At 50.4% G+C, this 26,492-nt stretch carries 19 protein-coding genes and 1 pseudogene; 4 read left to right on the top strand and 16 right to left on the bottom strand.

What is annotated here, in order from left to right; translation table 11 throughout:
* Positions 1-8: 8 nt before the first annotated feature.
* The 3 genes from STSP2_RS10105 to STSP2_RS10095 form a co-directional block, all read right to left on the bottom strand.
* A complete protein-coding gene (locus tag STSP2_RS10105) occupies positions 9-2,498 on the bottom strand; it encodes a right-handed parallel beta-helix repeat-containing protein (RefSeq protein WP_169853128.1) in 2,490 nt (829 codons plus the stop codon).
* 50 nt (positions 2,499-2,548) lie between these two features.
* On the bottom strand, positions 2,549-4,390 hold the full coding sequence (locus STSP2_RS10100; RefSeq protein ID WP_169853127.1) for an RNA polymerase sigma factor: 1,842 nt from the start codon (positions 4,388-4,390) through the stop codon (positions 2,549-2,551).
* Positions 4,391-4,528: 138 nt separating this feature from the next.
* The gene (locus STSP2_RS10095) at positions 4,529-4,717 is read right to left on the bottom strand and encodes a hypothetical protein (protein WP_146662317.1); all 189 of its coding nucleotides are present in this window, start codon (positions 4,715-4,717) and stop codon (positions 4,529-4,531) included.
* Positions 4,718-5,049: 332 nt separating this feature from the next.
* On the opposite strand from STSP2_RS10095, the gene typA reads away from it, so the two are divergent.
* From typA to mgrA, 4 genes are all read left to right on the top strand, one after another.
* Positions 5,050-6,903 (top strand): translational GTPase TypA, encoded by a 1,854-nt coding sequence (typA, locus tag STSP2_RS10090; protein ID WP_146662315.1) that lies wholly within the window; start codon positions 5,050-5,052, stop codon positions 6,901-6,903.
* A gap of 62 nt (positions 6,904-6,965) precedes the next feature.
* Complete coding sequence (gene tdh, locus STSP2_RS10085; RefSeq protein WP_146662313.1) at positions 6,966-7,991, top strand: L-threonine 3-dehydrogenase; 1,026 nt, start codon at positions 6,966-6,968, stop codon at positions 7,989-7,991.
* 35 nt (positions 7,992-8,026) lie between these two features.
* On the top strand, positions 8,027-9,211 hold the full coding sequence (kbl, locus tag STSP2_RS10080) for a glycine C-acetyltransferase (protein ID WP_146662311.1): 1,185 nt from the start codon (positions 8,027-8,029) through the stop codon (positions 9,209-9,211).
* 17 nt (positions 9,212-9,228) lie between these two features.
* Positions 9,229-10,221, top strand: a complete 993-nt coding sequence (gene mgrA / locus STSP2_RS10075) for an L-glyceraldehyde 3-phosphate reductase (protein ID WP_146662309.1) — start codon at positions 9,229-9,231, stop codon at positions 10,219-10,221.
* A 56-nt stretch (positions 10,222-10,277) separates the two neighbouring features.
* Here mgrA and STSP2_RS10070 read toward each other — a convergent pair whose 3' ends face one another.
* From STSP2_RS10070 to STSP2_RS10010, 13 genes and pseudogenes are all read right to left on the bottom strand, one after another.
* Entirely contained in the window at positions 10,278-11,645 is a 1,368-nt protein-coding gene (locus tag STSP2_RS10070) for a sigma-54-dependent transcriptional regulator (RefSeq protein ID WP_146662307.1), read from the bottom strand.
* 500 nt (positions 11,646-12,145) lie between these two features.
* A pseudogene (locus STSP2_RS17875) lies at positions 12,146-12,340 on the bottom strand (cold-shock protein); the annotation flags it as partial.
* A 141-nt stretch (positions 12,341-12,481) separates the two neighbouring features.
* Positions 12,482-14,590: a polyribonucleotide nucleotidyltransferase gene (gene pnp, locus STSP2_RS10060; RefSeq protein WP_146662303.1), complete on the bottom strand. Its 2,109-nt coding sequence runs from the start codon at positions 14,588-14,590 to the stop codon at positions 12,482-12,484.
* Positions 14,591-14,698: 108 nt separating this feature from the next.
* Complete coding sequence (gene rpsO, locus STSP2_RS10055) at positions 14,699-14,965, bottom strand: 30S ribosomal protein S15 (RefSeq protein ID WP_146662301.1); 267 nt, start codon at positions 14,963-14,965, stop codon at positions 14,699-14,701.
* Between the two features lie 247 nt (positions 14,966-15,212).
* Entirely contained in the window at positions 15,213-16,418 is a 1,206-nt protein-coding gene (locus tag STSP2_RS10050; RefSeq protein ID WP_146662299.1) for a Gfo/Idh/MocA family protein, read from the bottom strand.
* Between the two features lie 189 nt (positions 16,419-16,607).
* The gene (locus STSP2_RS10045; protein WP_169853126.1) at positions 16,608-17,726 is read right to left on the bottom strand and encodes a type II secretion system F family protein; all 1,119 of its coding nucleotides are present in this window, start codon (positions 17,724-17,726) and stop codon (positions 16,608-16,610) included.
* 5 nt (positions 17,727-17,731) lie between these two features.
* Positions 17,732-19,450 carry a GspE/PulE family protein gene (locus STSP2_RS10040; protein ID WP_146662296.1) on the bottom strand — a complete coding sequence of 573 codons (1,719 nt, stop codon included), beginning with the start codon at positions 19,448-19,450 and terminating at the stop codon, positions 17,732-17,734.
* Between the two features lie 11 nt (positions 19,451-19,461).
* Positions 19,462-19,797, bottom strand: coding sequence for an STAS domain-containing protein (locus tag STSP2_RS10035; RefSeq protein ID WP_146662294.1), 336 nt, complete (start codon positions 19,795-19,797; stop codon positions 19,462-19,464).
* Positions 19,794-21,464: an HD-GYP domain-containing protein gene (locus tag STSP2_RS10030; protein WP_146662292.1), complete on the bottom strand. Its 1,671-nt coding sequence runs from the start codon at positions 21,462-21,464 to the stop codon at positions 19,794-19,796. Before STSP2_RS10030 ends, STSP2_RS10035 begins: the two co-directional genes overlap by 4 nt.
* Positions 21,465-21,491: 27 nt before the next feature.
* Positions 21,492-21,875 carry a response regulator gene (locus tag STSP2_RS10025; protein WP_146662290.1) on the bottom strand — a complete coding sequence of 128 codons (384 nt, stop codon included), beginning with the start codon at positions 21,873-21,875 and terminating at the stop codon, positions 21,492-21,494.
* Between the two features lie 42 nt (positions 21,876-21,917).
* Positions 21,918-23,342, bottom strand: coding sequence for a sensor histidine kinase (locus tag STSP2_RS10020; protein WP_146662288.1), 1,425 nt, complete (start codon positions 23,340-23,342; stop codon positions 21,918-21,920).
* Positions 23,343-23,358: 16 nt separating this feature from the next.
* On the bottom strand, positions 23,359-24,462 hold the full coding sequence (locus STSP2_RS10015; RefSeq protein WP_169853125.1) for a tetratricopeptide repeat protein: 1,104 nt from the start codon (positions 24,460-24,462) through the stop codon (positions 23,359-23,361).
* Positions 24,463-24,704: 242 nt separating this feature from the next.
* Positions 24,705-26,492, bottom strand: a complete 1,788-nt coding sequence (locus STSP2_RS10010; RefSeq protein WP_146662284.1) for a type II secretion system protein GspD — start codon at positions 26,490-26,492, stop codon at positions 24,705-24,707.

The following is a 26,492-nucleotide window of genomic DNA, read 5'->3' as shown; positions in this document are numbered from 1 at the left end:
TTCAAAAGTCAGTTATTTGGGTACCATGCCGCAGTATTGAGCCAGTTCTCTGCCAGAGCCTCAACTTCAGTTATCCCATATCCGCTGCTATACGGTCTGTGGTCGGCCCAGTTTACGATGCCGTCACAGTTTAGATCCGCAACCGTCCAGCAATCCAGAAGGGACTTACTGGCGTAGCTGGTCGCTCCATACGCCCCCATGTTTATTCTACCACCATTTGGTGCAGGCTCCACTTCCGGCCAGACGGCAGGATCCCCGGCATCGATGCCGGGACTGGTTTCGGCATCGTTAGTCCAGATTCCCTCATTGAAATCGACAGAGTAAATACCTGTGCCATGGACGCAAAACCACATTCTCTTTCGCAATTGATCCACCTGCGTTCCTCTAGCACGGAAAGACTCATACCCAGGAAATGCAACAACCTTGCCATCTGCAAAAGCCTCATACCGGCTTGATCGCATTGCCTTAATTATTACAGCTCCATCATCAGTAGCTCTACTAAAATAGAGTGTAAGGCCATCTGCAGACAAGCAAGGTGACCCTTCCCCCCTATTGGTATTGAACTGATCCAGGGCTCTTAAACTGGAAAAGGGTTCATCGGTTGAATTCCTATCGGCGATCCATAAATCCGTCGCCCATGGGTCAGACCTGTAGGTTTTGAACACTATGATCAATTCATCTTCTGAAAGGGAAGCTGATGCAGCACTTGCACCATTTTCGTGCAGTTCCCCGAGTTGCCTCTCAACCCTCCAAGGCGAATCGACATTATCTCTGACTGCCATCGTTATAAATGAATTATCATAAACGGTATCACGAGAATTGAAATACATTCGAAGTTTATCATTCGATATCCAGGACGCTTTCGAAGAATAAAACATTTGACTTAGTTCGGAAATAAGTTCGGGCTCTTCAAATGTCTGATCAACGTCCGATCTACGCGCCTCAAAAAGGCAGGTTTTTTGCAGAGATTCCACATAACGATGAAACACAACAGTTAGACCGTCATCTGTGAAACAAGGTTCAGTGGCAGCATTACCGTATTCGTCATTGAATTCAGGGTGGAATTGGGGTGTCTGCCAGCCGTAGCTGTTCGGGTCCGCCGGCAGGAAACGTCCGGCCTCGGACAGCAAGTGAAAATCTTGCTTCGCGGGATCGGCGAACAGCGGGTACTCATTTATATTTCCTAAGCCGGTGACGGCATCTTCGGTGCATGAATACGAACATTCTGCGCCGTAGATGTCTGCACTTACATTGTCCCAGAGAATGCAGTTTTCCACAAGCGGATCCGCCCCTTCTGCGGCCCAGATACCGGTGTCGTTGTTCACGATAGTCAGATTGTTTATAGTCGGGCTGCTGCTCAGACAGAAGACTCCGTATGAACTGCCTTTCACAATAAAATTGCTGATTTTGGAATCCCTGCCTTCGCCATGGAAGAACCAGACCGCCACTGAGCCGGGAGATGAAATAACCGGCGGGTCGCCGGCTGCTTTTACTGTTATCGCCTTGCCGAGAAAATCCACTGTCTCGGAATATTCGCCCGGCCAAACTAAAACTGTGTCGCCGTTTTCAGCCTCTTCTATGGCCTTTTGTATTGTTTTGAAGGCATTTCCCTTCGTTTCGCCGCTGTTTAGATCACTGCCGGCTGACGTGTCCACATGCAAAGTGCTGCGATGCTTTATCGACCAGAGACCACGCTCGTCGCCGTAAAGCATCAACCCTTCATCAGGGGTTACGAATGGGGAACGTTCGTCATACTGCGAACTTCCAACTCCCAGACGTCTCGGTGAAAATGGCTCGGTCAATGAGGGTCTCTCAGCAATCCACAGGTCCCAATCCGAACTGCTGCTGTCCTTAGCAGAATAGTACAGCTTTAAACCGTCGCCGCTTACATAAGGTGAAAAACAGTTGGGATGCACGCCCGAGATGCTCAGCTTTTGCGGTGAAGAGAAGGGCTGGTCGGCAGAGACTCTGCCAGCGGTCCATATATCGTATACACCTGATGCATTGTCCCTGTCCGAAGCAAAGTAGATCCGAAGCATATCATCCGTAAGCGATGGACAAATGTCATTGGCTCCGTCCTGGTGAATTTCAGAAAGTGTATTTGACTCACTCCAGGTTCCGCTCTGAGAGTCATACTCAGCCAATCGCAAAACCCTGGCACCGCTTTCGACGGTTTCTCTGTCATAGTACATAATGCTGCCGTCCGGCGAGAGCCACGGATGTCTCACAGCCGATTGGCCGGTCATGATCTGCTCGACCGTATCCCAATCTCCGTGAGTCTCAAGTCGAGTTGCGCGGAAAAGACGATATTCACCCATCTGATCTGCTGCGCTGAAATACATGGTGTGTCTGTCCTTCGAAAGCGCCGCTGAAAAATCGGCTGCTCTCAGTGAGTCATAACCGATGCCCTCAACCTTTATCGGATCATACCATTTGGCGTGTGCAGCACCCCCGGCCAGCAGCATCAGGCTGAGGCCCGTAATGCCTAAACTGAGCAACTTTTTGATTTTACAAGTGAAAAAATGCCACATCACAAATCCGATCAATCTCAGTTCGATGCCTGAGATGCCAGCCAGAATGTCCAGGGTTCTTCCAGCTTGCCGGCCATGTCGTATTCAGAATAATTATTAGAAACTTCGAATTCGTCCAACTCATTTTCGGTTGCGGAATATGATATTCTGAGTTCACCCAGTTTTGATCCATCACCGTCACGGGCAAACAACTCGATGCTTTCGACAAGGTCATCCCAGAGGCGCACTGCATACCTGACCCGATATAAGCTGCTATAAACATCGATCCAGGCTTTATCACCATTGTCAGACAAGACATGCTCGAAAGGCATCTGACGTCTGGCGGCGGCCCTTCTTATGACGTCCACGCAGTGCAGGCCTTTCCAGGGTTGGCCAATCTGGTCGAAAAAGGATTGACCTGCGTTAAGCGTTTCTCCGGTGTTCAGTACAACTTGCGAGCCCGAACCGCTATGCTGTGTCAGTATCCAATCGTCGGATCTCAAAAAGAAAGCGGGCTCGTTCTGCTCGAGTTGCTGCTGGACAAAGGGCATTCGCCCCTCTCCGGAGACGTTCATACCATTCCAGTGGCCAGTGATTTGAAAAGTGCACCAACCCTTTCTGTGCAGGTGATCTCTTGCGTCTATCACTTCAGAATGCACCGGCCAGGTACCCTTGAAATAGTCCTCCTGCATGGAGTTGGGATGCTCAAAGACATAGGGCTCGATCCCATCAGGGCCCCGCTCCATTACGATAACGGTGTCATCATCGCCACGCTCAACAACCGTGAATGTACCGTCACTACCTTCAATTTCAGAGATAAATCGCGACATATTCGGCGGATCTGTGGGGAGCCGGACTACAGAGAGGTCGCGATTAAAGTAGTTGAAATTGTTCAAAAAAACGATGTTTGAATTGACATCGTAATGATAGGTTCCACTGGTGTTATGCAGCCACTCGGTGTAATAGGCCCCGCCTTTCCGGAGCATTCTTCGGCATACGAAGGAGTCACTGTCAGCGTCGGGATAGTAAAAAAAAGAACGCATATGCTGGATCTGGGCGGCGCCATCAGCGAGCACAGCCTTTTTTGAGGCCAGGTGAGGGGAGTCCTTTGCCAAGACAGATGGTCCTTCTTTAAGGACTGCGGCCCCGGCAATTGTGACGCCTGCAACTGCCGTGATCAAGGCAGTTCGGGTGCACATGGCACCTGCAAGTGTTGCGACAACCCCGGCGTTCATGGTGGCTGGAGTAACGGCAATGCCATCAGCAGCGGCAACTGAAGGAGCGGTCATCTTACCAAATAAAGCGAGGCCAATGACGAGGGAACTTTTACCCAGTCCCCTTTTGGCCAATTTCTTTGCAAGTGATCTCTTGGCACGAACAAAGCGCATACGGACGCTGATCTCGGAGCTGTTGGTCTGCTGAGCGATTTCGCTATAGTCCAATTGTTCATAACAGCGCAGTACCAGGACTTCGCGGTGGACGGGTTTGAGATCCTCCATCGCGGACACAACCGCTTGCTTCCATTCCTCAGCCACTACGGAAGCCAAACCATCATGTGTGTCGCTGTTCATATCTTTAAGATCCTCGAATTTATCAGAAACGGCCTCGCGATCCTTATTCCTTCGGTAGTGATCGCGAACGACATTTGTTGCAATACGCCTCGTCCAGGACCAGAAAGCCTCGGGACGCTTGAGCTTGTGCAGCCGTTTGAATACAATCACACAACTTTCCTGAACGAGGTCCTGAGTCAGGTGCTCGTCCAGCGTCAAACGGTAGATGTATGAGCGCAATTGACCCGCAGTCAACGCTGCCAGGGCATTTTCGCTTTCCCTGCACCCAAGTTTGGCGCTTTTTATAAGCTCCAGTTGTTTTCCGTACAAAGTCATCCTTCCTGAATATCAAGATGCATAAGAGCCGCCCCGCGCAACGGTAATTTTAGGATTTTTCAAGATTATTATGAAAAATAACCTCACTATAAGGCGATTTTGCTGAAAAGAACCCGATTTTGGGCCATTTGTTCACGCCATTATATTGAAAAAAAGGCCACACGGGAACGGATCGTCATGCGAATTTTTGAATGGACCATAGCTCTTACCTCGGCCGCGTTCACGGCGATGCTCGGAACTGCCGCCGAATTCAGCGCGATGCACAATCGGCCTTCTCAGCGGTTCGCTTCTCAGAACCCTGGAATTCACTTTCTTAACCATTTTCAACCCCTCTCTTCGACCCGTCAGGCCCGACGTGTCGAGAATACAGTTTTTCTTTCCCTTTGTCTATTATACCCGATTGAGGACTCAGAACAAAGTATTTCCGCTATAAGGCTGCCTGAAAAGGCAATGTGCCCCTGATAATGGTGAGCAAAGCATAGAACCCGCAAGATTATGAGACGTAAGACTTTTGCGCACATTTCGTACGGACAAAATTTACACCGTCGATATATCTGACAAGAGAGTCATTTTTATTGACATGACCAGCTAAACAGCTAAACTCCGTATCTATTTTCATCAATACATTTTTCCCGAAAGGCAGCATAAAGCACATGTCCATTCAAAAACTTCGCAACGTAGCGATTATCGCGCACGTTGACCACGGCAAGACTTCGCTTGTCGACCAACTATTGTATCAATCCGGCATGTTCAGAGACTCCGAGCTTGACAAGCTCGCAGGCGGGCAGCACGGGCTGGTCATGGATTCGAATCCTCTTGAACGCGAACGGGGTATTACAATACTCAGCAAGAACTGCGCTATCGATTACACGGATACCGACAGCAACGAATACAAGATAAATATCGTGGACACACCTGGGCACGCCGACTTCGGCGGTGAAGTCGAACGTGTGCTCAAGATGGCGGACGGTGTACTGTTGGTCGTGGATGCGTTTGAAGGGCCCATGCCACAGACGCGTTTCGTTGTACAGAAAGCCCTGCAGCACGATTTGCAGCCCATACTGATCGTCAACAAGGCTGACAGACCCGATGCGAGGCCTGATGATGTGGTCAATGAGGTATTTGACCTGCTGGTATCGCTCGATGCGCACGACGATGCTTTGGATTTTCCGATCATATTCGCATCGGCAAAAGAGGGGTGGGCAAGGACGGATATGCATGACGGCAACGACAATATGAAGCCGGTTTATGACTGCATCATTAACAATGTACCGCACCCTAAAGCCCAGGACGATGCACCACTGCAGATGCTGGTGACCACACTGGACTACAGCGAATATGTGGGCAAGATAGCTATCGGGAAGGTTTTCGCGGGACGCATTAACCGGGGGCAGGCACTTACCGTCATCGACAAGGAAGGCGTGCACACCCGTCAGAAAGTCGTTCAGCTCTATCAGTTCCACGGTCTTGGCAAGAAAACCTGTGATTTCGCTGAAGCGGGCGATATTTGTGCAGTTGCGGGGCTGGATCCGGTGGACATCGGCAACACGATAGCATGTCCGGACGAACCTAGTGCCCTGCCGATCATATCTGTCGACGAACCTACCATGAACATGACCTTCCGTGTCAATGACGGTCCATTTGCCGGCAAAGAAGGCAAATATGTTACCAGTCGCCAGATTAAGGAACGCCTTGACAAGGAGCTGCAGACGAATGTGGCTCTGCGAGTAGAGCCGGGGCAGACCGGTGAGGAGTTTATGGTATCGGGGCGAGGGCTGATGCACCTGGGCATTCTGCTGGAGAATATGCGGCGTGAAGGTTACGAGATTTGCGTGGGCAAGCCCAACGTGATTTTCCGCGAAAGGGAGGGCATCAAGCAGGAACCGCTGGAGCTGCTGACCATTGACTGCCCGATGGATTGCCAGAACTCCGTGATGAGTCTTCTTGGTGACCGCCGCAGTGAAATGCTCAATATGGAATCGAAAAGCGGTGCGAGTGATTTCGTTCATATGGAATTCCTTATTCCGGCGAGAGGACTGTTCGGGCTGCATGCCAGACTTCTAACCGCAACTCAGGGCAGAGCGATCATGCATCACACGTTCGAACGTTACGGCCCTATGCGGGGTTCCATCCCGCAGAGACAGGCGGGGGTGATGATAGCAACTGATACTGGGCCCGTAACCGCGTATGCGCTGGATTCGCTTTTTGAAAGAGGCGTTTTCTTCGTGAAGCCAGGTGACCAGGTCTACGGAGGTCAAGTAGTCGGTGAACACTGTAAGGATGATGACTGCCTGGTAAATGTTACCAAAACAAAACAGCTCACAAATGTCCGTGCATCGAGCAAAGATGATGCAAGCCGAGTCAAGCCTCCGCGCGTTATGAGCCTGGAAGCTACGCTGGAATATATTCAGGACGATGAACTTGTTGAAATCTGTCCCAAATCCATTAGAATACGCAAAAGATTGCTCAAGGAAGCGGACCGCCGGCGGGCTGCCAGGAAGAAATAGCAGCAGAGAGAGCGGCCGTTTATGCCGATAATCGCCCTTTTGACATTGGAGTCTCGAAAATAATGAAAGCCCTAGTAAAGAAGTATCCTGAACCGGGTCTGTGGCTCGATGATGTTCCCGAACCGGAGATTGGCATCAACGACGTTCTGATCAAGATCGAAAAAACTGCGATTTGCGGTACCGACGTCCATATCTATAACTGGGACGAATGGGCCCAGAAGACGATCAAAACACCGATGACGGTCGGTCACGAATTTGTCGGCCGAATCGTCGATATGGGCTCCAATGTTCATGATCTGAAAAAAGGCGATCTGGTCAGCGGCGAAGGGCATATCGTCTGCGGCCGATGCAGAAACTGTCTTGCGGGCAGGCGTCATCTGTGCAAGGACACTAAGGGCGTCGGCGTGAATCGTACGGGTGCATATGCGGAGTACCTGGCCATACCTGTCACCAACGTATGGCTGTGTGATCCGAATATCCCGACCGATGTTCTGTCATGTTTCGATCCGCTGGGCAATGCGACCCATACCGCCCTGGAATATGATCTGGTAGGTGAGGATGTGCTCATTACGGGGGCAGGTCCTATCGGAATAATGAGTGTAGCGATCGCCAAAAAAGCAGGTGCCCGCTATGTGGTAGTGACCGATGTCAATCCTCACCGTCTCGAAATGGCGAAGGCGATGGGCGCGGATCATACGGTTGACGTACGCAGTGAGAAGATCGAAGACGCGATCAAGGCACTGGCAATGACAGAAGGCTTTGATGTGGGATTCGAGATGTCGGGCAATCCGACCGCTTTCAATGACATGATCCACAATATGGCTCACGGCGGTAAGATAGCTTTGCTGGGCATACTGCCGGAGACGTCTATCGACTGGGATGCTGTCGTATTCAACGGTCTGACAATAAAAGGCATCTACGGCCGACGCATGTATGAGACATGGTACAAAATGACCACGCTCATACAGTCGGGCCTTGACATAACACCGATCATCACGCATCGTTACCACTATACCGAATTCGAAAAAGGATTCGAAGCGATGAAGTCCGGCAAATCGGGCAAGGTAGTGCTGGACTGGACAAGCTAACAAAGAACCGCTTTATGCATATGGAAGGAGTGAAGATGTTTGGCGCAATGAAAGATCATCTAAACAGCGAACTACAGAAGATAAAAGAATCCGGGCTATACAAGTCCGAACGTATCATAACCAGCCCGCAGGACGCCTCGATCGAGGTCAAGAGCGGACAGAAGGTACTCAATTTTTGTGCGAATAATTATCTCGGGCTGGCGGACAACCCTGAGGTAATCGAAGCTGCTCGCGAAAGTTTTGACAAATGGGGCTTTGGGCTCAGCTCTGTTCGCTTTATATGCGGTACGCAGGCTGTTCATAAGGACCTGGAGGCAAAGCTAACCGAGTTTCTCGGGACCGAGGACACGATCCTTTACAGTTCGTGCTTCGATGCCAATGGCGGTCTTTTCGAGACGCTGCTCACAGCCGAGGATGCGGTTATCAGCGATCAGTTGAACCACGCTAGCATCATCGACGGCATTCGACTCTGCAAGGCTCAGCGATACCGTTACAAGACCTGCGACATGGCTGATCTTGAAGAACAGCTAAAGCAGGCTCAGTCCGCACGTTTCCGCCTGATCGCCACAGACGGCGTGTTCTCGATGGACGGAACAATTGCCAAGCTGGACAAGATATGTGATCTCGCTGAGAAATATGACGCACTCGTGATGGTCGACGATTCGCATGCGGTTGGCTTTATGGGCGAAAAGGGTCGCGGCACACACGAGTACTGCGGCGTAATGGACAGGGTGGACATCATTACCGGCACACTCGGCAAGGCTCTGGGCGGAGCAAGCGGCGGGTATACCTCGGCACGTAAGGAAATCGTGGAAATGCTTCGCCAGAGAAGCCGGCCTTATTTGTTCTCGAACACACTTTCGCCGACGATCGCTTCAGCTTCGATAAAGGTCCTCGAACTGCTTTCACGCAATACAGATCTGCGCGACAAGCTGTGGGAGAATACGAACTATTTCCGCTCGCAGATGAGCAGTCTGGGCTTCGACATCATTGCGGGCGAGCATCCAATCGTGCCTATCATGCTCGGTGATGCTGTAGTTGCGCAGAAGATGGCTGAGAAGCTTCTGGAAAAGGGTATTTATGTTATAGGCTTCTTCTATCCGGTGGTTCCCAAGGGTCAGGCACGTATCCGGTGCCAGATATCCGCGGCTCACAGCAGAGAGGATCTTGACTATGCGGTCAAGCAGTTCGCGGCAGTAAAAGAAGAACTAGGCGTTTAGTTGAATGGAGCTTAAGAATGGCTTATACACCTACTGAAGCACGCTACGAAAATATGAAATATAATCGCTGCGGCCGGAGCGGGCTCAAGCTGCCGGCTGTTTCGTTAGGGTTGTGGCACAATTTCGGCGGGGTTGATACGCTTGAGAACAGCCGGGAAATGATCCACCGTGCGTTCGATCTGGGGATCACACATTTTGACCTGGCGAACAATTACGGTCCCCCTGCCGGTTCAGCGGAAGAGACTTTCGGCAAGGTACTAGCTCAGGATATGGCTGCTTACCGCGATGAGATGGTGATATCGACGAAAGCGGGCTATTACATGTGGCCGGGCCCGTACGGCGAATGGGGCAGCCGCAAGTATGTACTTGCCAGTCTCGATCAGTCGCTTGGACGTATGGGACTCGATTACGTGGATATCTTCTACAGCCATCGGCCCGATCCGGACACGCCTCTGGAAGAGACGATGGGCGCACTGGCAACCGCGGTTCAACAGGGTAAGGCTCTTTATGTTGGACTTTCCAATTATTCCGCCGAGCAGACTAAAAGATCTGCAGCTATATTGAAAGATCTCGGCACGCCCTGCCTGATACATCAGCCTCGATACTCTATTCTCGACAGGTGGGTCGAAGATGGCCTGCTGGATGTTCTGGAAGATGAAGGAATCGGCGGAATCGCTTTTTGTCCGTTGGCACAGGGACTGTTGACAAAGAAATATCTTGACGGCATTCCGGAAGATTCACGGGCTTCTAAGCCTTGGGGCTTTTTAAAGGAAGAGACAGTTACCGATGAGTTGATCGGCAAGATGAGAGAACTGAATGATCTGGCAGCCGGTCGAGGACAGAGTCTGGCGCAGCTAGCTTTGGCCTGGGTGCTCAAGGACAGGCGAATGACTTCTGTATTGATCGGCGCAAGCCGCGTAGAGCAGATCGAGGAGAATGTTAAGACGCTTGACAATCTGGAACTTACAGACGACGAGCTGAAAAAGATCGATTCGATTCTGGCGAAGTAAGAATTTAGACGCTCTAAAATCCTATGGGCCGTGAGCTTTGCAGCTTGCGGCCTTTTTTACAGGTCGTATTCCTTGATCTTGCGATAGAGGGTCCGTTCGCCGATCTTCAGTATCTTGGCCGCTTCGGCCCTGTTGCCGTTAGTATAATCGAGCGTTCGTCTGATGTGCTCCCGCTCCACTTCTTCAAGGGATCTGCCGGTGAACTGGGCGACGAAGTCCTGGCTCATATCGGGCTGACCTTCGACCCGGCCTGAGAGCCTTTTGACCAGATGAACATCGGGCGGGATGTCGCCGACGTCGAGCGTGTCGCCATCACACATTACAACCATAGTGCGAATGACGTGCCGAAGCTGACGAATATTGCCCGGCCAGTGGTAGCTTTGCAATATGCTCATGGCTGACTCGGTGATCCGATGAATGTCACGGCCGAGCTCTTCGCAGGCCTGACGCAGGAAAAAACCGAACAGTTCCGGAATGTCCTCGGCGCGCTTTCGTAAAGGGGGTATCGTCAGGCTGACGCCCTTGATGCGGAAATACAGATCCTGCCTGAATTTCTTTTCTTCGACGAGCTTTGCGAGATCGTGATTGGTTGCGGCGACTACACGAACGTCCACCACAACGGCTTTTGTCGCGCCGACGGGGACGACGATGCCGTCTTCAAGGACACGAAGGAGTTTGGCCTGCATCGATAAAGGCATATCGCCTATTTCGTCTAGAAAGAGCGTACCCTTGTCGGCCTGCTCCAGTATGCCTTTGCGGTCAGCGGTCGCGCCGGTGAAGGCGCCTTTGGCGTGGCCGAACAGTTCGCTTTCGAGCAGACTCTCGGTAAGGCCGGCGCAATTGATGGGCTTGAACGCATTGTCACGCCGGTCGGAATTTTCGTGGATCGCACGGGCGAGGAGTTCTTTTCCTGTACCCGACTCGCCCTCGATGAGCACACTGATGTTAGTCGGAGCAACCCTCCGCAGCACCTTATAGATGCCCTGCATGTAATGACTTCTGCTGATCACACCAGGGAATTCGAAGTCCTCGACAGCTTTGCCGTCGCCCCTGGTGGGCAGGATCTTGCTGACCATCAGTCGGAGGCTGTCGACGTCAACGGGCTTGGTCAAGGCCTCATAAGCGCCCATGCGGATAGCCTGTTCGCAGGCAACTGTGTTGTTCTGGTCGGCAATTAAAATAACTTTGGTGGAAGATTTGGCCTGCTTGGCGTACTGTAATATGTCCAGGCCGTCAGTGTCGGACCTGAGATCGTAATCGACTATCACCACGTCAATTCCATCGCGATCGATCGCTGACTTGGCGCTGGCGGCGGTATACGCAGCGATGGCGTTGGAACACTGCTTCTGTAGAGATTCTACCAGAAGATCAGCGTGGTCCTTGTCATCATCTACGATGAGAACTTTGCCTTTGGTCTTGTTCATATTCCAGTTGCTTTCCTGCAATCTTGAAGCCCGGCGTGCGACTAACCGGAACTGATACCCATAGATATTACTACTTCAGAATGAGGCAGTATAATAAAAATCCTTGATCTTGCCAAGAACATCCCACTGTTTCTGAGATGAGATTGCAAGACTCTCGAAGCCGCCGGTATCGTGAGAGATGGCGTTAAATGCGATTATAGTATCAATGCAGCGATGTTTGAAACCGTCAGGGTTAAAAATCCCCCAGCCCCCCTTTTCAACATGAATTACCCGATCTAAGCCCGGTTCAAAGTACAAGCCGGTACCATTGCGACACTGATCAGACAACCATTGGACGCATGCACACCAACACTTAATGCGGAAGATAGCAGCATGGCTGCATATAACCCGCATTCCCCCGTCTGAATATTATTAGCTGGACTGTAGTAAACCCGTGCAGATTATTCCTCGAACTCGGGCTCGGGAACGGACCGCTCAGACATAGCCTGCTTAAGTTCATCGATCCGAACCTGTCTTCCCTGCAGGCCCTTGTCCGACTCGATCTCATCATACTCTACTGTTTGCCCATTGCGCAGACACCGGAAACCATCGCCGATGATGCTGGTGTAATGCACGAAGACGTCCTCCCCCTCGTCGTTCAGAACAAACCCGTACCCTTTTTTCGGGTCAAACCATTTAACTTTACCCTTCGCCATAGAGCGCCTCCCTCAAACTTCATTATCCTCACAAATTAGCAAATCTGCATATGCAACTGGCGATCTGCCGCTGAGGATATGCCTCCCTTCATGGCTGAATAAAAAAAGGCCGACTCTCCTAGTGGAAAGTCGGCTCTGTATCTATTCTTCGCTTTTTTCCATGTCAGCCAAAGCTGCCTTGCGAGACAGTTTGAAGCGTCCCTGATCATCAATCAGAAGCAACTTCACCGGGATAACATCTCCCTCTTTGCATATGTCCTCAACATTCTTAACAAAGCCCTCCGCAAGCTCACTTATATGGCACAGACCTTCAACGCCTGGACATATTTCAACGAAAACTCCAAAGTCTTTAACCGAAACAACCTTGGAATTTTTGTATATCTTACCGACTACTGGTGGCGTAGTCATAGCTTCAATGATCTCTTTGGCAAGCATATGGCCGTCGCCGCCGACAGAACTGATCGTAACTTCACCGTCTTCTTCGATATTGATCGTGCTGTTGGTTTCTTCCTGGATGTTCCTGATGGTTTTGCCGCCAGGGCCAATGATCTTGCCGATGCTGTCAGGATCGATGTTGATCTTGACGATCCTTGGAGCGTATTCACTAAGTTCATGCGGCTTTTCGATAGCCTTGGACATGCTGTCCAGGATTTTCATCCTTGCGGTCCTGGCCTTTTTGATCGCAGCACGCATCTGGTCGAAAGGCAGTCCCTCGGCCTTAATATCGAGCTGTATCGCTGTTATGCCCTCATCGGTACCGGCAATTTTGAAATCCATGTCGCCGAAGTGGTCCTCGTCGCCGAGAATGTCTGTCAAGAGTTCATATCGGCCTCCGTCGCTGATCATTCCGATAGAGATACCGGCAACGGGCTTGGCGAGCGGGACACCTGCATCAAGCATAGCCAGACAACCGCCGCAGATCGAAGCCTGCGAGCTGGAACCGTTCGATTCCGTTATGTCCGAAACGATCTTGATGGTGTAGGGGAAGTCCTTTTCAGAGGGTCGGACCTGCTCCAGCGCCTTTTCAGCCAATACGCCGTGGCCGATCTCACGCCTGCCTGGGCCCCTTATAGGCCTGCACTCGCCTACTGAGTAAGGCGGGAAATTATAGTGGAGCATGAAGCTCTGGCCGTATTCTTCGAGCAGGCCGTCGACGGTCTGAACGTCACGGGTTGTGCCGAGCGTTACGGAAACCAGCGCCTGAGTCTCGCCGCGAGTAAACAGTGCCGAACCGTGTGCACGCGGCAGCAAGCCGACTTCACACTCGATCGGTCTGACGTCATCGTATCCTCTGCCATCCGGACGCTTGCCTTCAAGCAGCAATTCGCGGACAACATTCTTCTCTACGTTTCCGAGGGCCTTGGTGAACGCCTTTGCTTCGTATTTGGGCTCAGAGCCGTCTTCGGGCTTGAGGTACTCTTCTTTTACTGCATCCTGGATCTCTTTGAGCTTTGCTGACCGATCGCCCTTAGACACGATCTGATAAGCTTCTCTGAAATCGTTCCAGACCTTATCTTTAAGCTCAGCCTCAATGTCTTCTGTATTGAGCGGCTCGACGACAATCTTTTCCGGATTAACCTTCGCAACGAGCTCTTCGATCAGCTCGCAGGTCGCTTTAACGCTTTTGTGCGCTTCTTCGATAGCATCAGCAACAGTATCATCAGGAGTCTGCTTTGCATCAACCTCGATCATGTTGATGGCATCGCTCCTGCCGCCCAGGATCAGATTGAACGTACTGCGTTCACGCTCTTCATGTGTTGGATTGATGACATGATTGCCTTCGACGATGCTCAGCCTGCATGCACCGAGCGGGCCCATGAACGGGATCTTGCTGATGGAAAGGGCCGCGCTGGCACCGATCATCGCCAGAATATCCGGGTCATTCTCCTGATCGGCACTGAGTACCGAGATCATGATCTGGACTTCGTCATTGTATTCATCAGGGAAAAGCGGGCGGATCGGACGATCCACCGTTCTCGCGGTCAGGATTTCCTTCTGGCTCGGGCGTCCTTCGCGCTTCATGAAACCGCCTGGGAACTTGCCGGCAGCACTTAGTTTTTCGCGATAATCAACGCTTAACGGAAAATAATCAATATCCTCTCGGGCCTTGGAGCTTGTTGCTGCGGCCAGTATGACTGTCTCGCCGCACTGAACCGTAACTGCTCCGTCTGCCTGTCTTGCGATCTTACCTGTCTCGATTGATAGGAGCTTTCCCCCTATTTCTCTCTCTACTCTATGAACATCAAACATATCTAATTTATTCTTCCTTCTTTCAACTCAGGCCCATATCAATGCTAATAAATCCAAACTACCTCAAAGGCCCGTATAAAGGGGTAGCTGCTCTGCGAGCCGGCCGCGTTACTTACGCAGGCCGAGCTTGGAGATTATTTCTTTGTAGCGGTCAAGATCCTGGCTCTTAACGTATTTGAGCAGCGATGATCTTGTACCTACCATCTTCAAAAGGCCACGGCGGGACGAGTGGTCTTTTTTGTGCTTTTTGAGATGTTCTGTCAGTTCATTGATCCGACTTGTTAGAATTGCGATCTGAACCTCAGGAGATCCAGTATCGTTGTCGCCTGTCTTGTAATCATCAATGATCTGTGTCTTCTTTTCCTTTGCTAACATTTCTCTGAATTACCTCTAAACAAATCCCGGCGTCATATCGCCAAATAAAATCTTAAATACATTATAAACCGATAATACACTACACAGTTGCGCGATTATATAGGAATTGAGCAACTTTGCAATTCTTTTTTTGCGTATTTATGTGAAGGTTACGCAACAAAACAGCACAAAGTTCCATCTTCTTCGCACATTTCATCGGTTACATCTACCCTCTGAATCCAATAAAACCCAACGTGCGATGTGGCTTCTACACTAAAGGCGTTTCTCCGGGAACTGCTATTTCGGGTTTGGGCATATCTCCAAACTCGTATTTATCAGGGCTCAAATCGAGCTTTGAAGCGTTCAAAACCCATTTCCATGACAACTCCTTGCCGGTATACGCACTCATTCTGCCCATAATCGCGGTAAGGGTGCTATGGGCCACCCGAACGCCCTGGTTGAGTTTTTCGCCATTTCGCATAGCCTGAAACTGGAGATTATGCTGACTTATACATGGGTCAGGGTTGGGTCCGTCGTATTTAAAAGGATTCTCGCCTTCAATATAGCTTCTAGCCCAGTCGGTGTATGCAATACCCTTAGTACCGACAATACGCTCGTTGGTTCGGACCGTTGCGCCATCTATCTGGCTTCCGGCATAAAAAATGCGGACGCCGTTTTCATATTCATATTCCACACTGAAATGATCGAAGATATTTCCGTAAAGTTCATCCGTGCGTGCCTCACGGCCGCCCATGGCCATACATTTGACGGGAGGCCCTCCCATTGCCCAGTTAACGATGTCCAGTTCGTGGATGTGCATTTCGCAGATAAAATCACCGCTGAGCCAGGTATTGAACAGCCATCTGCGTATCTGCCACTCCATGTCGGACCAGTCGGCCTTGCGTTCTTCCACGCCCCATCCCCGCATTGCACCGCCAACCCGGAAGCACTGGCCGGTAACGATATCACCTATCTGGCCGTCGTGAATCCGCTTCATTAGTTCGACCCTGTGGCTCATCTGACGGGCCTGAGTGCCGGCCATGATTGTCAGGCCCTTCTTGTCAGCGAGTTCCGACGATTCGATGACCGAACGGACACCCACGGGGTCTACTGCAACGGGTTTTTCCATGAATACGTGTTTGCCCGCCTCCACTGCTGCCCGCAGATGCTCGGGTCTGAATGACGGCGGGGTCGTCAATATAACCAGGTCGAGATCACACTCCAGGAGCTGCTTATATGCATCAAAGCCGACGAATTGGCGGTTCTTAGCGACATTGATACGGTCGCCATACTGATTCTTCAATCCTTTTAACGTATGATCCAGCTTGTCCTGGAACAGATCAGCCATAGCGTATATTTCGACGTTGGGGTCACTTTTCAGACTTCGGTCCGAATCATACCACCCACGACCTCCGCAACCGACGACCCCGATCCTTATTTTTTCTTTGCCGTTTATTCTACCCTGCTTTGCCAAAACAAATATCTCCCGCTGAATATTGGTAAAAGTGGTTAAACCGCAACGCCCACATGTCAGAACACCGTAGTACAGGCATGCACTGATACACGATAAGTGCTTATTGTACCAAATGGGGAGCTTAATGCAAGTCGATCATGCTTCGAATCAGATGACCAGAATCGGTCCAAACCGGACTGGAAGTGGCGTCTAATGGGCCATCACACTTGATATGCGGAAGACAGGCAGCAGCAAAGCGATAGCGATGGTGCCGATGATCCCGCCCATGACGAGGATCATGACCGGCTCTATGAGTGCAGTCGCAGTTTTTATAGAGTTCTGCAACTTTTTTTCGTAGAAGATGGACACCTTTTCGCAGACGCTTCCGATCTTGCCGCTCTTTTCGCCGGCCTTGAGCATCTGCAATATACCAGGCGCGATAAGGTCACTATTAGGAGCAACCGTAATCGCTTCACTGAGCTGGTAACCATCGCGAATCTTACTGTCCGTGGCCTGCCAGAGCCTGCGGAAATAGTAGTTGCCGCACGACATCTGCATCACTTCAAGAGAATCGAGCAGGCTGACGCCTGTATTGACCATCGTAGCGAGAATTCGCATGCTTCGCGTAACTATAAGATCGACAAACATCGGCCCGAAGATAGGTGTGTGTACCTTAATCCAGTCCAGGGTTTTCTGTCCATTGACCGTCTGTTTCCAGTAGTGAATAAATATCGCAGCACAAATTATGAGAGTTGTTGTCGCGGCCATTACGGTTGTATTGCCCATGAACTTGCTGAAGTTGACCAGAGCCTGCGTCATGCCGGGAAGTGCGGCGCCTTTGGCTGCGTAAATTTTGGTGAACCTTGGAAGGACGAAAAACATCAGAGAGCCGGTTGCGGCGACGGCGGTCAGGAGCATTACAAACGGATATATCATCGCGCCCTTGACTTGTTTGCGAGTCTGTGCATCGGAGCTGAGATAGCCGCTGAGGACCTCGAGCATGTGCGACATATTGCCGGACGCTTCGGATGCTTTTACCATGCTGATGAACATGGCATTAAAAGTTCTGGGGTAGCATGCGAGCGCATTTGAAAGGCATTCACCATTTTTTATGCGTTCTGCAATATCCTCGATCATATCCTGAAACGCACCGGGGCCAACCTGCACACTTATAGCCTCAAGCGCATCGCTGAGCACTACGCCGCTGTCGAGCATAACTGAGAGCTGCGTAGTGAACAATATCAGGTCAGACTGCTTTACCTTGATGGGCGAAACTTCAGCCTTTTTAGATATCGTCGCATGTTTTATTGCAAGCGTACCGGGATTCATCGTTATCACTCAGAATAGTTTGTAACTCTCAAAATTTCATCAATGGTCGTTATGCCGGCTTTGACCTTTTCGACACCGTCCAGGTGCAGAGGGACCATGCCCTGCTCAACGGCAAGCTTTCGCAATTCTTTAAGCGTTATGCCCTGGGTCACTCTGTCAAGTATTTCGGCCTTTGGTGCAAACAGCTCATGAACCGCGATTCTTCCGACATAACCGGTATTGCGACACTTTCTGCAACCGACGCCGCGATAGAAACGCTGGTCCTCAACGCCCCAGCGGTCGAGTACCTTTCTTATGTTCGAAGGTGCATCGTATTCTTCCTTGCAGTCCGGACATATCTTACGCACAAGACGCTGAGCGAGTACAGCAATCAGAGAAGCACTGACCAAATAAGGGGGCACACCCAAGTCAATGAGCCGCGTAACCGCACCGGGTGAATCATTAGTGTGCAAAGTGGAAAGAACGAGGTGCCCTGTCAGTGCTGCCTGCACCGCGATCTTTGCCGTTTCCTTGTCGCGAATCTCACCCACCATGATAACGTCGGGGTCCTGTCTGAGCAGGCTTCGGAGTGCACTGGAGAAATTGAAGCCGGCCATCTCGGTTACAGGGAACTGATTGATCCCGGAGATATTACACTCGACCGGGTCCTCGACTGTGCAGATATTGACGTCCTCACCGTTGATCTCGCTTAGGGCCGCGTAGAGAGTGGTGTTCTTACCCGAACCGGTGGGGCCTGTCACGAGTACTATACCGTTGGGCGAATTGATCTGCTCACGGAACAGTTCGAGATTGTTGTAACTGAACCCAAGTGATTCAAGGCTCTTGAGCATGTTCCGGGCGTCGATAATACGTATGACGACCTTCTCACCGTAGTTGCCGGGCATTACAGAAACACGCAGGTCGATTGAACGCCCTTCCATCAGAACGTGAATGCTTCCGTCCTGCGGTAAACGTCTTTGCGCAATATCGAGTTCTGCCATGATCTTAATACGCGAGACGACCGCGGGGTGCATCTGATAAGGCGGACTCATCTTTTCGTACAGCCGGCCGTCAACGCGGTATCTAACGCGCAAACGCTTGTCGTCAGGCTCGATATGGATATCGCTCGCATTTTCCTGAACGGCTGAATAGATCAGATAATTCACCAGCTTGACGACGGGCGACTGACCGGCAACCTCTTCGAGGTTACTGATGTCCTCGGCCATCGTTTCGATTAGGGAAAAGTCCTCAAGCGTCTGATCTTCGATGATATCGTCGATCACGAAGACATTCGCAGCGGGCATATAAGTCTGCAGCGTCGCGTGAATGTCCTTGGCTGTGCCGCAGACCATCTGGACCTTGCAGCCGCTGATCCGTTCGATCTCATCGAGCATGAATACATTGGACGGCTCGCTGACGGCAACGGTCAGGACATCGTAAACCCTGAAAAGGGGCAGTACGACATGCTCCTCGCAGAAATCACGAGGAAGTGTTTCAACTACGGCAGGGTCGCAAAGTTTCGGAGTGACCTGCGCATAGGGAACTCCATACGCCTCAGCGAGAGCCGAGGATATCTGGTTCTCCGTGCAGAAATTAAGTTCGACGAGGATCTCGCCGAGAAGTTTTCGATGCCCTTCGGCCTTTTGCACCGAAAGCGCCTCGGCTATCTGCTCGTCGGAGATAAGTCCCCTTTCGAGAAGAACCTGACCTATCTGGAACTTATTTGTAGTACAGATATCAGACATTTTGAGATTATTCAGACAAAGCTTTTGACCGCTCTGCTGACCTCATCGTAAGAATCAAATTCGGCATCGAGCCGAGTTATTTCGAGTATCTTCGCGCAGGTTTCGTCCAGGCCGGCTATCTTGAGCTGGCTCTGATTTTCCAGGCAATAGTCCCTGAGCCAAAGCAACTGTTCAAGGCAGTGACTGTCGATGAAGGTGATACTTGACAGATCGAGCACAATTCCTGCCGAGCCGTCTGCCAGCGCACTGCTGACGGTATCCTGAAAGGGTTTTATATAATCACTTACAAATTCACCCTGCAGGTCGATAACGCTTACTTCGTCATAGTCCTGTCTTTGTATCTTCATCGCAGCAATGTTCCTACCGCACGAGTACCATACTCAAGGAAGCTGTCATAATCCCAGGCCTCGATAAATCCGTCCTGGTAGCCGTCCTGAATGACTCGCCACAATTGTCTTATGTCGCTATTTATGAATGCTTCTACAACGTCCGCGTCGAACTGAGTGCCGCTGCCCTTTTCGATCTCGGATAATGCCTTTTCAAGCCCCATCGCATCGCGGTATACACGTTTGGAGGTCATTGCATCGAAGCTGTCCGCAACGCTGATTATGCGCCCCATGAGCGGTACGTTTTCACCGGCCAGGCCCTCGGGGTAGCCTTTTCCGTCATATCGTTCGTGATGGCAGAGAACGCCCTGGACAATGTCCTTCATCTGCTTAATGTCTGCCAGTATCATCGAGCCGATCCGAGGATGCGACATGATCTGGCCCCTCTCTGAATCAGTCAGGGCCTTGTTCTTACGAAGCACCTTTTCATCGATACCAATTTTACCGATGTCATGGAGCAGGCCAGCCAGATATATCTTGTCGATCTCAGCCTGGCTAAGACCTTTTTTCTCAGTCAGCCTCTCCGCGATCCAACGGGAAATGAATGCGACCCTTTCCGAATGGCCTCGGGTGTACTGATCCTTCGCATCGATACTATTCGTCAGTGCCTTCAGGGCTCCCATGAAGAGCTCCTTGAGGTCGCCGAACAGTCTGCCGTTGTCAATGAAAACCGCACACTGATTTGCAACGGAATTGAAGAGTTTGACCTCGTTGCTGTCGAAATCGCTTTTGTTTATAATGTTGGTAGCGACCATAAAACCGATCATGCGTTCGCTGTTCTGCAGCGGGACAGCAATAATATTCTTCAGGCTCTCGGGCCAGTCATATGAGAACGGTGAGTCTATATCACTGTCCAGCAGCGCTTCCTGACCCCTTCTCAATTCTTCGGACAGCCTGGCCTGGACAATATCAGCCAGTGCCTGGTCGATCATTACCACGCCCGAGCCCGCAGTCAGACAGAAGCTCTTCGTGAATCCTTCCGATTTCTCCATGAATACGGCTATTCCCTCCACGTCAACCATCTGCGTAACCTGATCACAGGCCATCTGCAGATAAGTGGCGTTTGACTGGGTAACCTTCATGTTGGTGCTCATATTGTAGAGAAGCACCAATTCCTCGTACGTCTGAGCCAGCTCAGTACTGACGATTTCGATCTGCTGATCATTACGGGAAGCACTTTCCATGCTTTCGGCTGCTGACCGGAGCATCTCGCCTAGTATTATCTTCGTGCCGTCCCACATATCGAAGATCTGCTCGCATTGAGTGGGCTCAAGGCCATGCTCATGACAGAATGCTGCAGTCTTATGCTTATGTCTGTCAATATAATCCTGTGCATCTACTATAAGAACACCGTTTTGCTGGCCGTCCAGATTGACTCTGCTGCTGAGCGTTCCCAGATACTCAGTAAATTCGCACACTCTATCACTTTGAACCTCAAGCGTCTTGTCGACACAATACTTAATTTTTTCTATTTGCTCCGCTTCATCGCGGCACTGTGACGAGTACAGACAACTTCCGTGCTGGTCAAACAAAGCGACGTGCGCGCCTAAGGGCTCGACACCCTGCTTGAGTTTGGTAAGGTGTTCGAGCTGTGAACCGGCCAGAGTTTTTGTGATTGTCTCAGGCATAAAGAATTAACCCCGTTGTCAGAATTGTTATGCTTTGACGGTTTCGCCCAGAGCCTGCTCGACACTTGCCAGAAGCTGTCTGGGACTGAAGGGCTTGCTGAGGAAATCGGATATCTGGAGCTTTTCACGTCTTTCATCTTCGATCGCAAATCCCCTGGCCGTCAGCATGATAACGGGCGTTTGCTTCGTATCCTCGTTCTGCCTTAATGATTCGATCAGTTCGACGCCATCCATGAAGGGCATCTGATAATCGGTGACGACGATATCAGGCTGAAAATCTTTAGCGACATCCAAAGCCTTCTGCCCGTTATCAGCAGTCATAACCTCGAATCCGTTATTTCGCAGCTTTATGGCTACGACTTGAACGATATGGATCTCATCATCAACAACGAGAGCTTTTTTCTTATCCATTGTAATCTCCGCACTCACTAAACAATTATTAGTGCTTCATGACTATTTTGGCGACAGGGCCGCTTTGGCAGCCAAAGGCACTTCGAAACCGAATGTGCTGCCCTTGCCGACTTCACTGGTGACGAAAACTCGTCCACCATGAACCTTTTCGACTATTTGTTTGACCAGATTAAGCCCCAAACCGGTACCCTTGGCGTATTTCTTGTTGGATTCGACCCTGTAGAACTTATCGAACACATGATCGACATCTTCCGGGGGGATGCCCACGCCGTTATCGGTCACTGTGACCCTGACAAACCCGTCAGCTTCATCTACCTGGCTTTGAACGCTTACTTCGCCGCCTGCAGGTGTGTATTTGACGGCGTTACTCAGGTAATTTATTATCACCTGCGACATCATATCTTTGTCTGCGTTGACCTGATCGTATATTATCGGAGCAGGCATATCGATGCCGATGCTCTTTTCGCCTGCGTAGCTCTTGATCATTTTCGCCGCTTCCTGTACGAGCATAGTCAGGCTGACGTCTTCTTTATCCACCTTTATCAGTCCGGACTCGATCCTTGAAATGTTAAGGATCTCCTCGATCAACCGGTTGAGTCTGTCCGCCTGGCTCTGAATGATAGTGCAAAACTGGGTTATGGTTTCCTGATCGTCCGCTTCACCGTCCACGAGCATTTCCGCGTAGGCATTTATAGAAGCCAAAGGCGTTTTGAGCTCGTGCGAGACATGGCTGACGAAGTCGTTCTTCATCTGCGATATTTCCTTCTCCTTCGTTATGTCATGCATAACCGCAACGATGCCTGCAACCTCCTGGTTGTCATCGATCACGCAGGAGATGATGCAGTCGTATGTTTTGGGCTCGCCGTGTAATTCGAGACTCAATTCATGCTTAACGTGTCTCTGTTTACTGCGTCTGCTGGTCTGTACGAGTTTGACCAGCTCGGGCCATGCAACTATCTTGTCCAGGGCCCGCATACCGCTTTCATTTGCATCGAAGTCGAGTACCTCTTCCGCGGCAGAATTGGCCATTACTATCCGGTCGCGATCATCGCAAACGATCACGGCATCACGAATGCTGTAAATTATCTCCTCGATATTTTTCTTCTGTCTTTCGAGCAGTCCTACGCTTACCTGCATATCCGAAAGATCATGTTCTGCCTGATCCGCCCTTTGCTGCAACTGCTCAACGTACGCTGAGACCGCTTTTACAAGTCCACCCAATGCACCCGCTTTGAAGTCTTTACGGTCGATAGACTTTCCGCTATTAAGTGTTTTCGTAATATGAGAAACCGATTTTCCCGCCATAACCAGATAAAACAAAAGGCCTGAAAGAGCTGCCAGCCCCGTCAGACCTGATATGGCGATTATCAGTTTTGAGGCAGCCGGCTCAATAAAGAATGCTGCTGCCTGCGCAAGGATTGCGGTGATTGCGACTACCGGTAAAACAAATAAGCATGATCGATGCACTTGCTGTCTCCTCAAACTATTGCCAGGGCAAACTGTCTCCGCTGTCACCAATAGAACTCAAAAGTTTGCTGTCAGGATTAAGTTCCCTGGCCATGTCATAAGCTTTTTCTGCTTTTTCAAATATGCTCAACTTCTCATAACATCGGCCAGTCATCATCCAGGCTAAAGCACCGAGACTCTTATCGCGACGGATGTTTTTGAATACCCTTATTGACTCTTCATAGCGTTTCTTTACATACAATGCGCAGCCCTTAAGTGCATAGGCCTCAGCATAACCGGGCTTCATTCTCAGAGCCCTGTCGGCACATTCGATTGCCCTGTTTGCTGCCTTTGCTCCCAATGCAGCCTGGCCCATTTTGAGCCAAACCACAGGATCGTCACGTCTTTCAACGCTGAGTTCGTCATAGTACTTCACGGCCTTGCCGTAGTTTCCACTGTTGACACTGCACATGGCGAGCAGGTTCAGGTAGGCCTGTCTGCTTGCACCATTCGAATCATCAAGAAGCTGTTCAAATATTTGCGAAGCGCTTTGCCACTCTTTTTCTTCTATGTAGCAGTATCCCAGCGCTGCGATCACATCGGTATCACGTGGTTCGATCATCAATGCTTCTCGGTACAGATCGATGGCGCGGATTGTATCCCCCATTCGCTGGGCCAGATCCGCGGTTACGACCTTGAGCTCGAATGAAGAAGCAAGCCTCGAATTGGCTGAGGTCAAAAGTTCCATCGCCCTGTCGTCCTCTCCCAGCGCAACGTACATGCCGGCACATGACCGTATGTATTTGATCTCATCAGGCTGGATTTCATATGCCTTTGCATATAGATCTGCAGCGTTTTGGTATTCCTCCTGTCTCTCTGTAATAACGCCAAGCCAGTAGTAAGCTTCGTCAGATGTATCGTCTGATTGCAAAGCCGTCTCGAAATGGCCTTGCGCTTTTGCAATTCGTCCTTCTTTTACTTCAAGCCGTCCCATCAGGATGTGCGCCTCGGGCATTTCAGAATCTGCGTCAAGACATTTCTGCAGAACCTTTCTGGCATCTTTGTTCCTACCATTGTTCAGAAATTCCCGCCCCAGAGGTATCTTCGCTTTTGCTGAGGTTTTCTCCCAACGATCATGCATTGCCTGCCGCTGTTCTTCATGCGTTGCACAGCCAAGACCAGCGGTCAAAAGTCCAAGGCAACATAAAACAAGACAAATTCTTTGTGTCATTGGCATACAGCTTTCTTTCGTAAAAGCGAAACTTCTATCTTTTTCGATTTTCTCTCCACACATTTTCCACCCCATTATTTGTGGCACTGAACGGCTGCACTGGAAACTCTCGGTCACAGAACAGCCGTTCAGGCCTATCATTTAACTGGAGACTATAGTCTCATCCATTTTTCAGTATCTTCTTCTTCGATCACGTCGATCATTATTCGTTCGAGAGGTTCGCCGTTATCATCAGTTTCATCAAGAATTCTCTCTCTGAGCCGAAGTGCTTCAAGGTAAGTGGGCCTGAGGTGCAGAGCCCAGTTAACCTCACGAAGCGCCTCTGCTTTCAAACCCTTTCTGTACAGCTTTGCAGCTTCGATATAGCTCTTTTCAGCTCTCTTGGTTCTTGTGATCTTCTGCAGACCTTCACGTGCTGCATAGCGTTTGCGTGCGATATCTTCGGCACGCTCTTCGCCTTCGACCTCACTGGGATCTTCGATGACGTGAGGAGTGAGCATTACGATAACTTCCTGTCTAACGCTGACGTCTTCGATACCTCGGAATGCTGCACCGATAACAGGAATATCACCAAGTACGGGAACCTGCGACCTGGTAGAACTGATATCATCACGGAACAGTCCGCCGATAACTACTGTCTGGCCATCTTTGACCATGATGTTGGATGTGAGCTCAGCAGTCGTTTCAGTGGGAACACCATCATCATTCAAGGCTGCACTACTGTCCTTGGGATAGATATCCATTCTTACATAACCATCACTGCCGACGTAGGGTCTGAAGGAGAGTTTCGTACCAGAGTTAAGGAATTCAACCTGTCCTTCCGTTGCAACGCCGCTGCCGCTGACACTCGTGCTGCTTCTGTAACCAAGTTTCTGACCGATGAATACGGTACCAACCTGCTTGTTGAGAGCGAGGATCTTAGGATTAGCGAGAACTGTCACATCCGTGATGCCCTCAAGTGCACTAATGAAAGCTGAGACATCACCAGAACGGATACCAAGCCTTAAGCCGTTGCCGCCTGCGTTCGCGAAACCTGCAGTCTCGACAAGATTACCTTTGCCGGAGAAATTGGCGATCTGTTCGACGACAGTATCACTGTCACCACCATCGATTGCAAGTCCACCAGCCAGATTGAGATTCACACCGTATTCCATACCTTCATTGAGATTCGCTGAGAGAATCGTAGCTTCGACAAGGACCTGTACGGGTCTCTTATCCAGGTCCTTCAGCAGTGCATCGATCTCTTCGATGTTCTCAGGATAATCCTTAACTACGACAGAGTCATGCAGTGCAAGAGCATCGCCGCCCTCGCTGATGTCCAGTCCGTCACCACCACTTACGCCGATCTCGGAAGCGGTGCTGGACTGCAGTTGACCATTTTCACTCATAAGAGGAGTGATCAGCTTCTTAGCCTCTTCAGCGTTGATGTAGTAGAGTTCGAAAACTCTGTACTCCATCCTGCGTTTGTCATCCTTGTACTGCTCAAACTCTTCGGGTGTGTAAACCATGATGAAGTTGCCCTGAACGTCATACTTGTTGGGACCGATCACTGCCTGCAGAGCTTCTTCAAATGTTACATCGTAAAGATTCGTAACAGTAATCATTCCGTCTACCTTTGCGGTAGGAACGATATTCTTGTGGTATTTCATCGCAAGAAAACGCAGCGCATCCTTAATAGTCATATCCTTATTGAAGGAAATTGACTGTATCGAAGACGCACTTATAGTTTCCTGTTCTGATGACTCATACTGTTCAGCTACTTCTGGTTTTTGTTGAGCCTCCTGCTGTTCTGCCGTCAATACTGTTTCGTCAATCTGCACCTCGACTTCAGGTGCTCCTTCTTCGGCCCATGCCAGCGAGATCACGACCGTAACCAGCACGAAGCTCGCCGCCAGCAGCGACATTTTACTTTTCATTCTTTCAAATCCATTCTTCTTCAT

Origin of the sequence: Anaerohalosphaera lusitana, from assembly GCF_002007645.1 — a bacterium.
In the GTDB taxonomy this organism is placed as follows: Bacteria; Planctomycetota; Phycisphaerae; order Sedimentisphaerales; family Anaerohalosphaeraceae; genus Anaerohalosphaera; species Anaerohalosphaera lusitana.
Note: the sequence above shows the minus strand (reverse complement) of the source record. Positions and strands in the feature narration are given on the sequence as shown.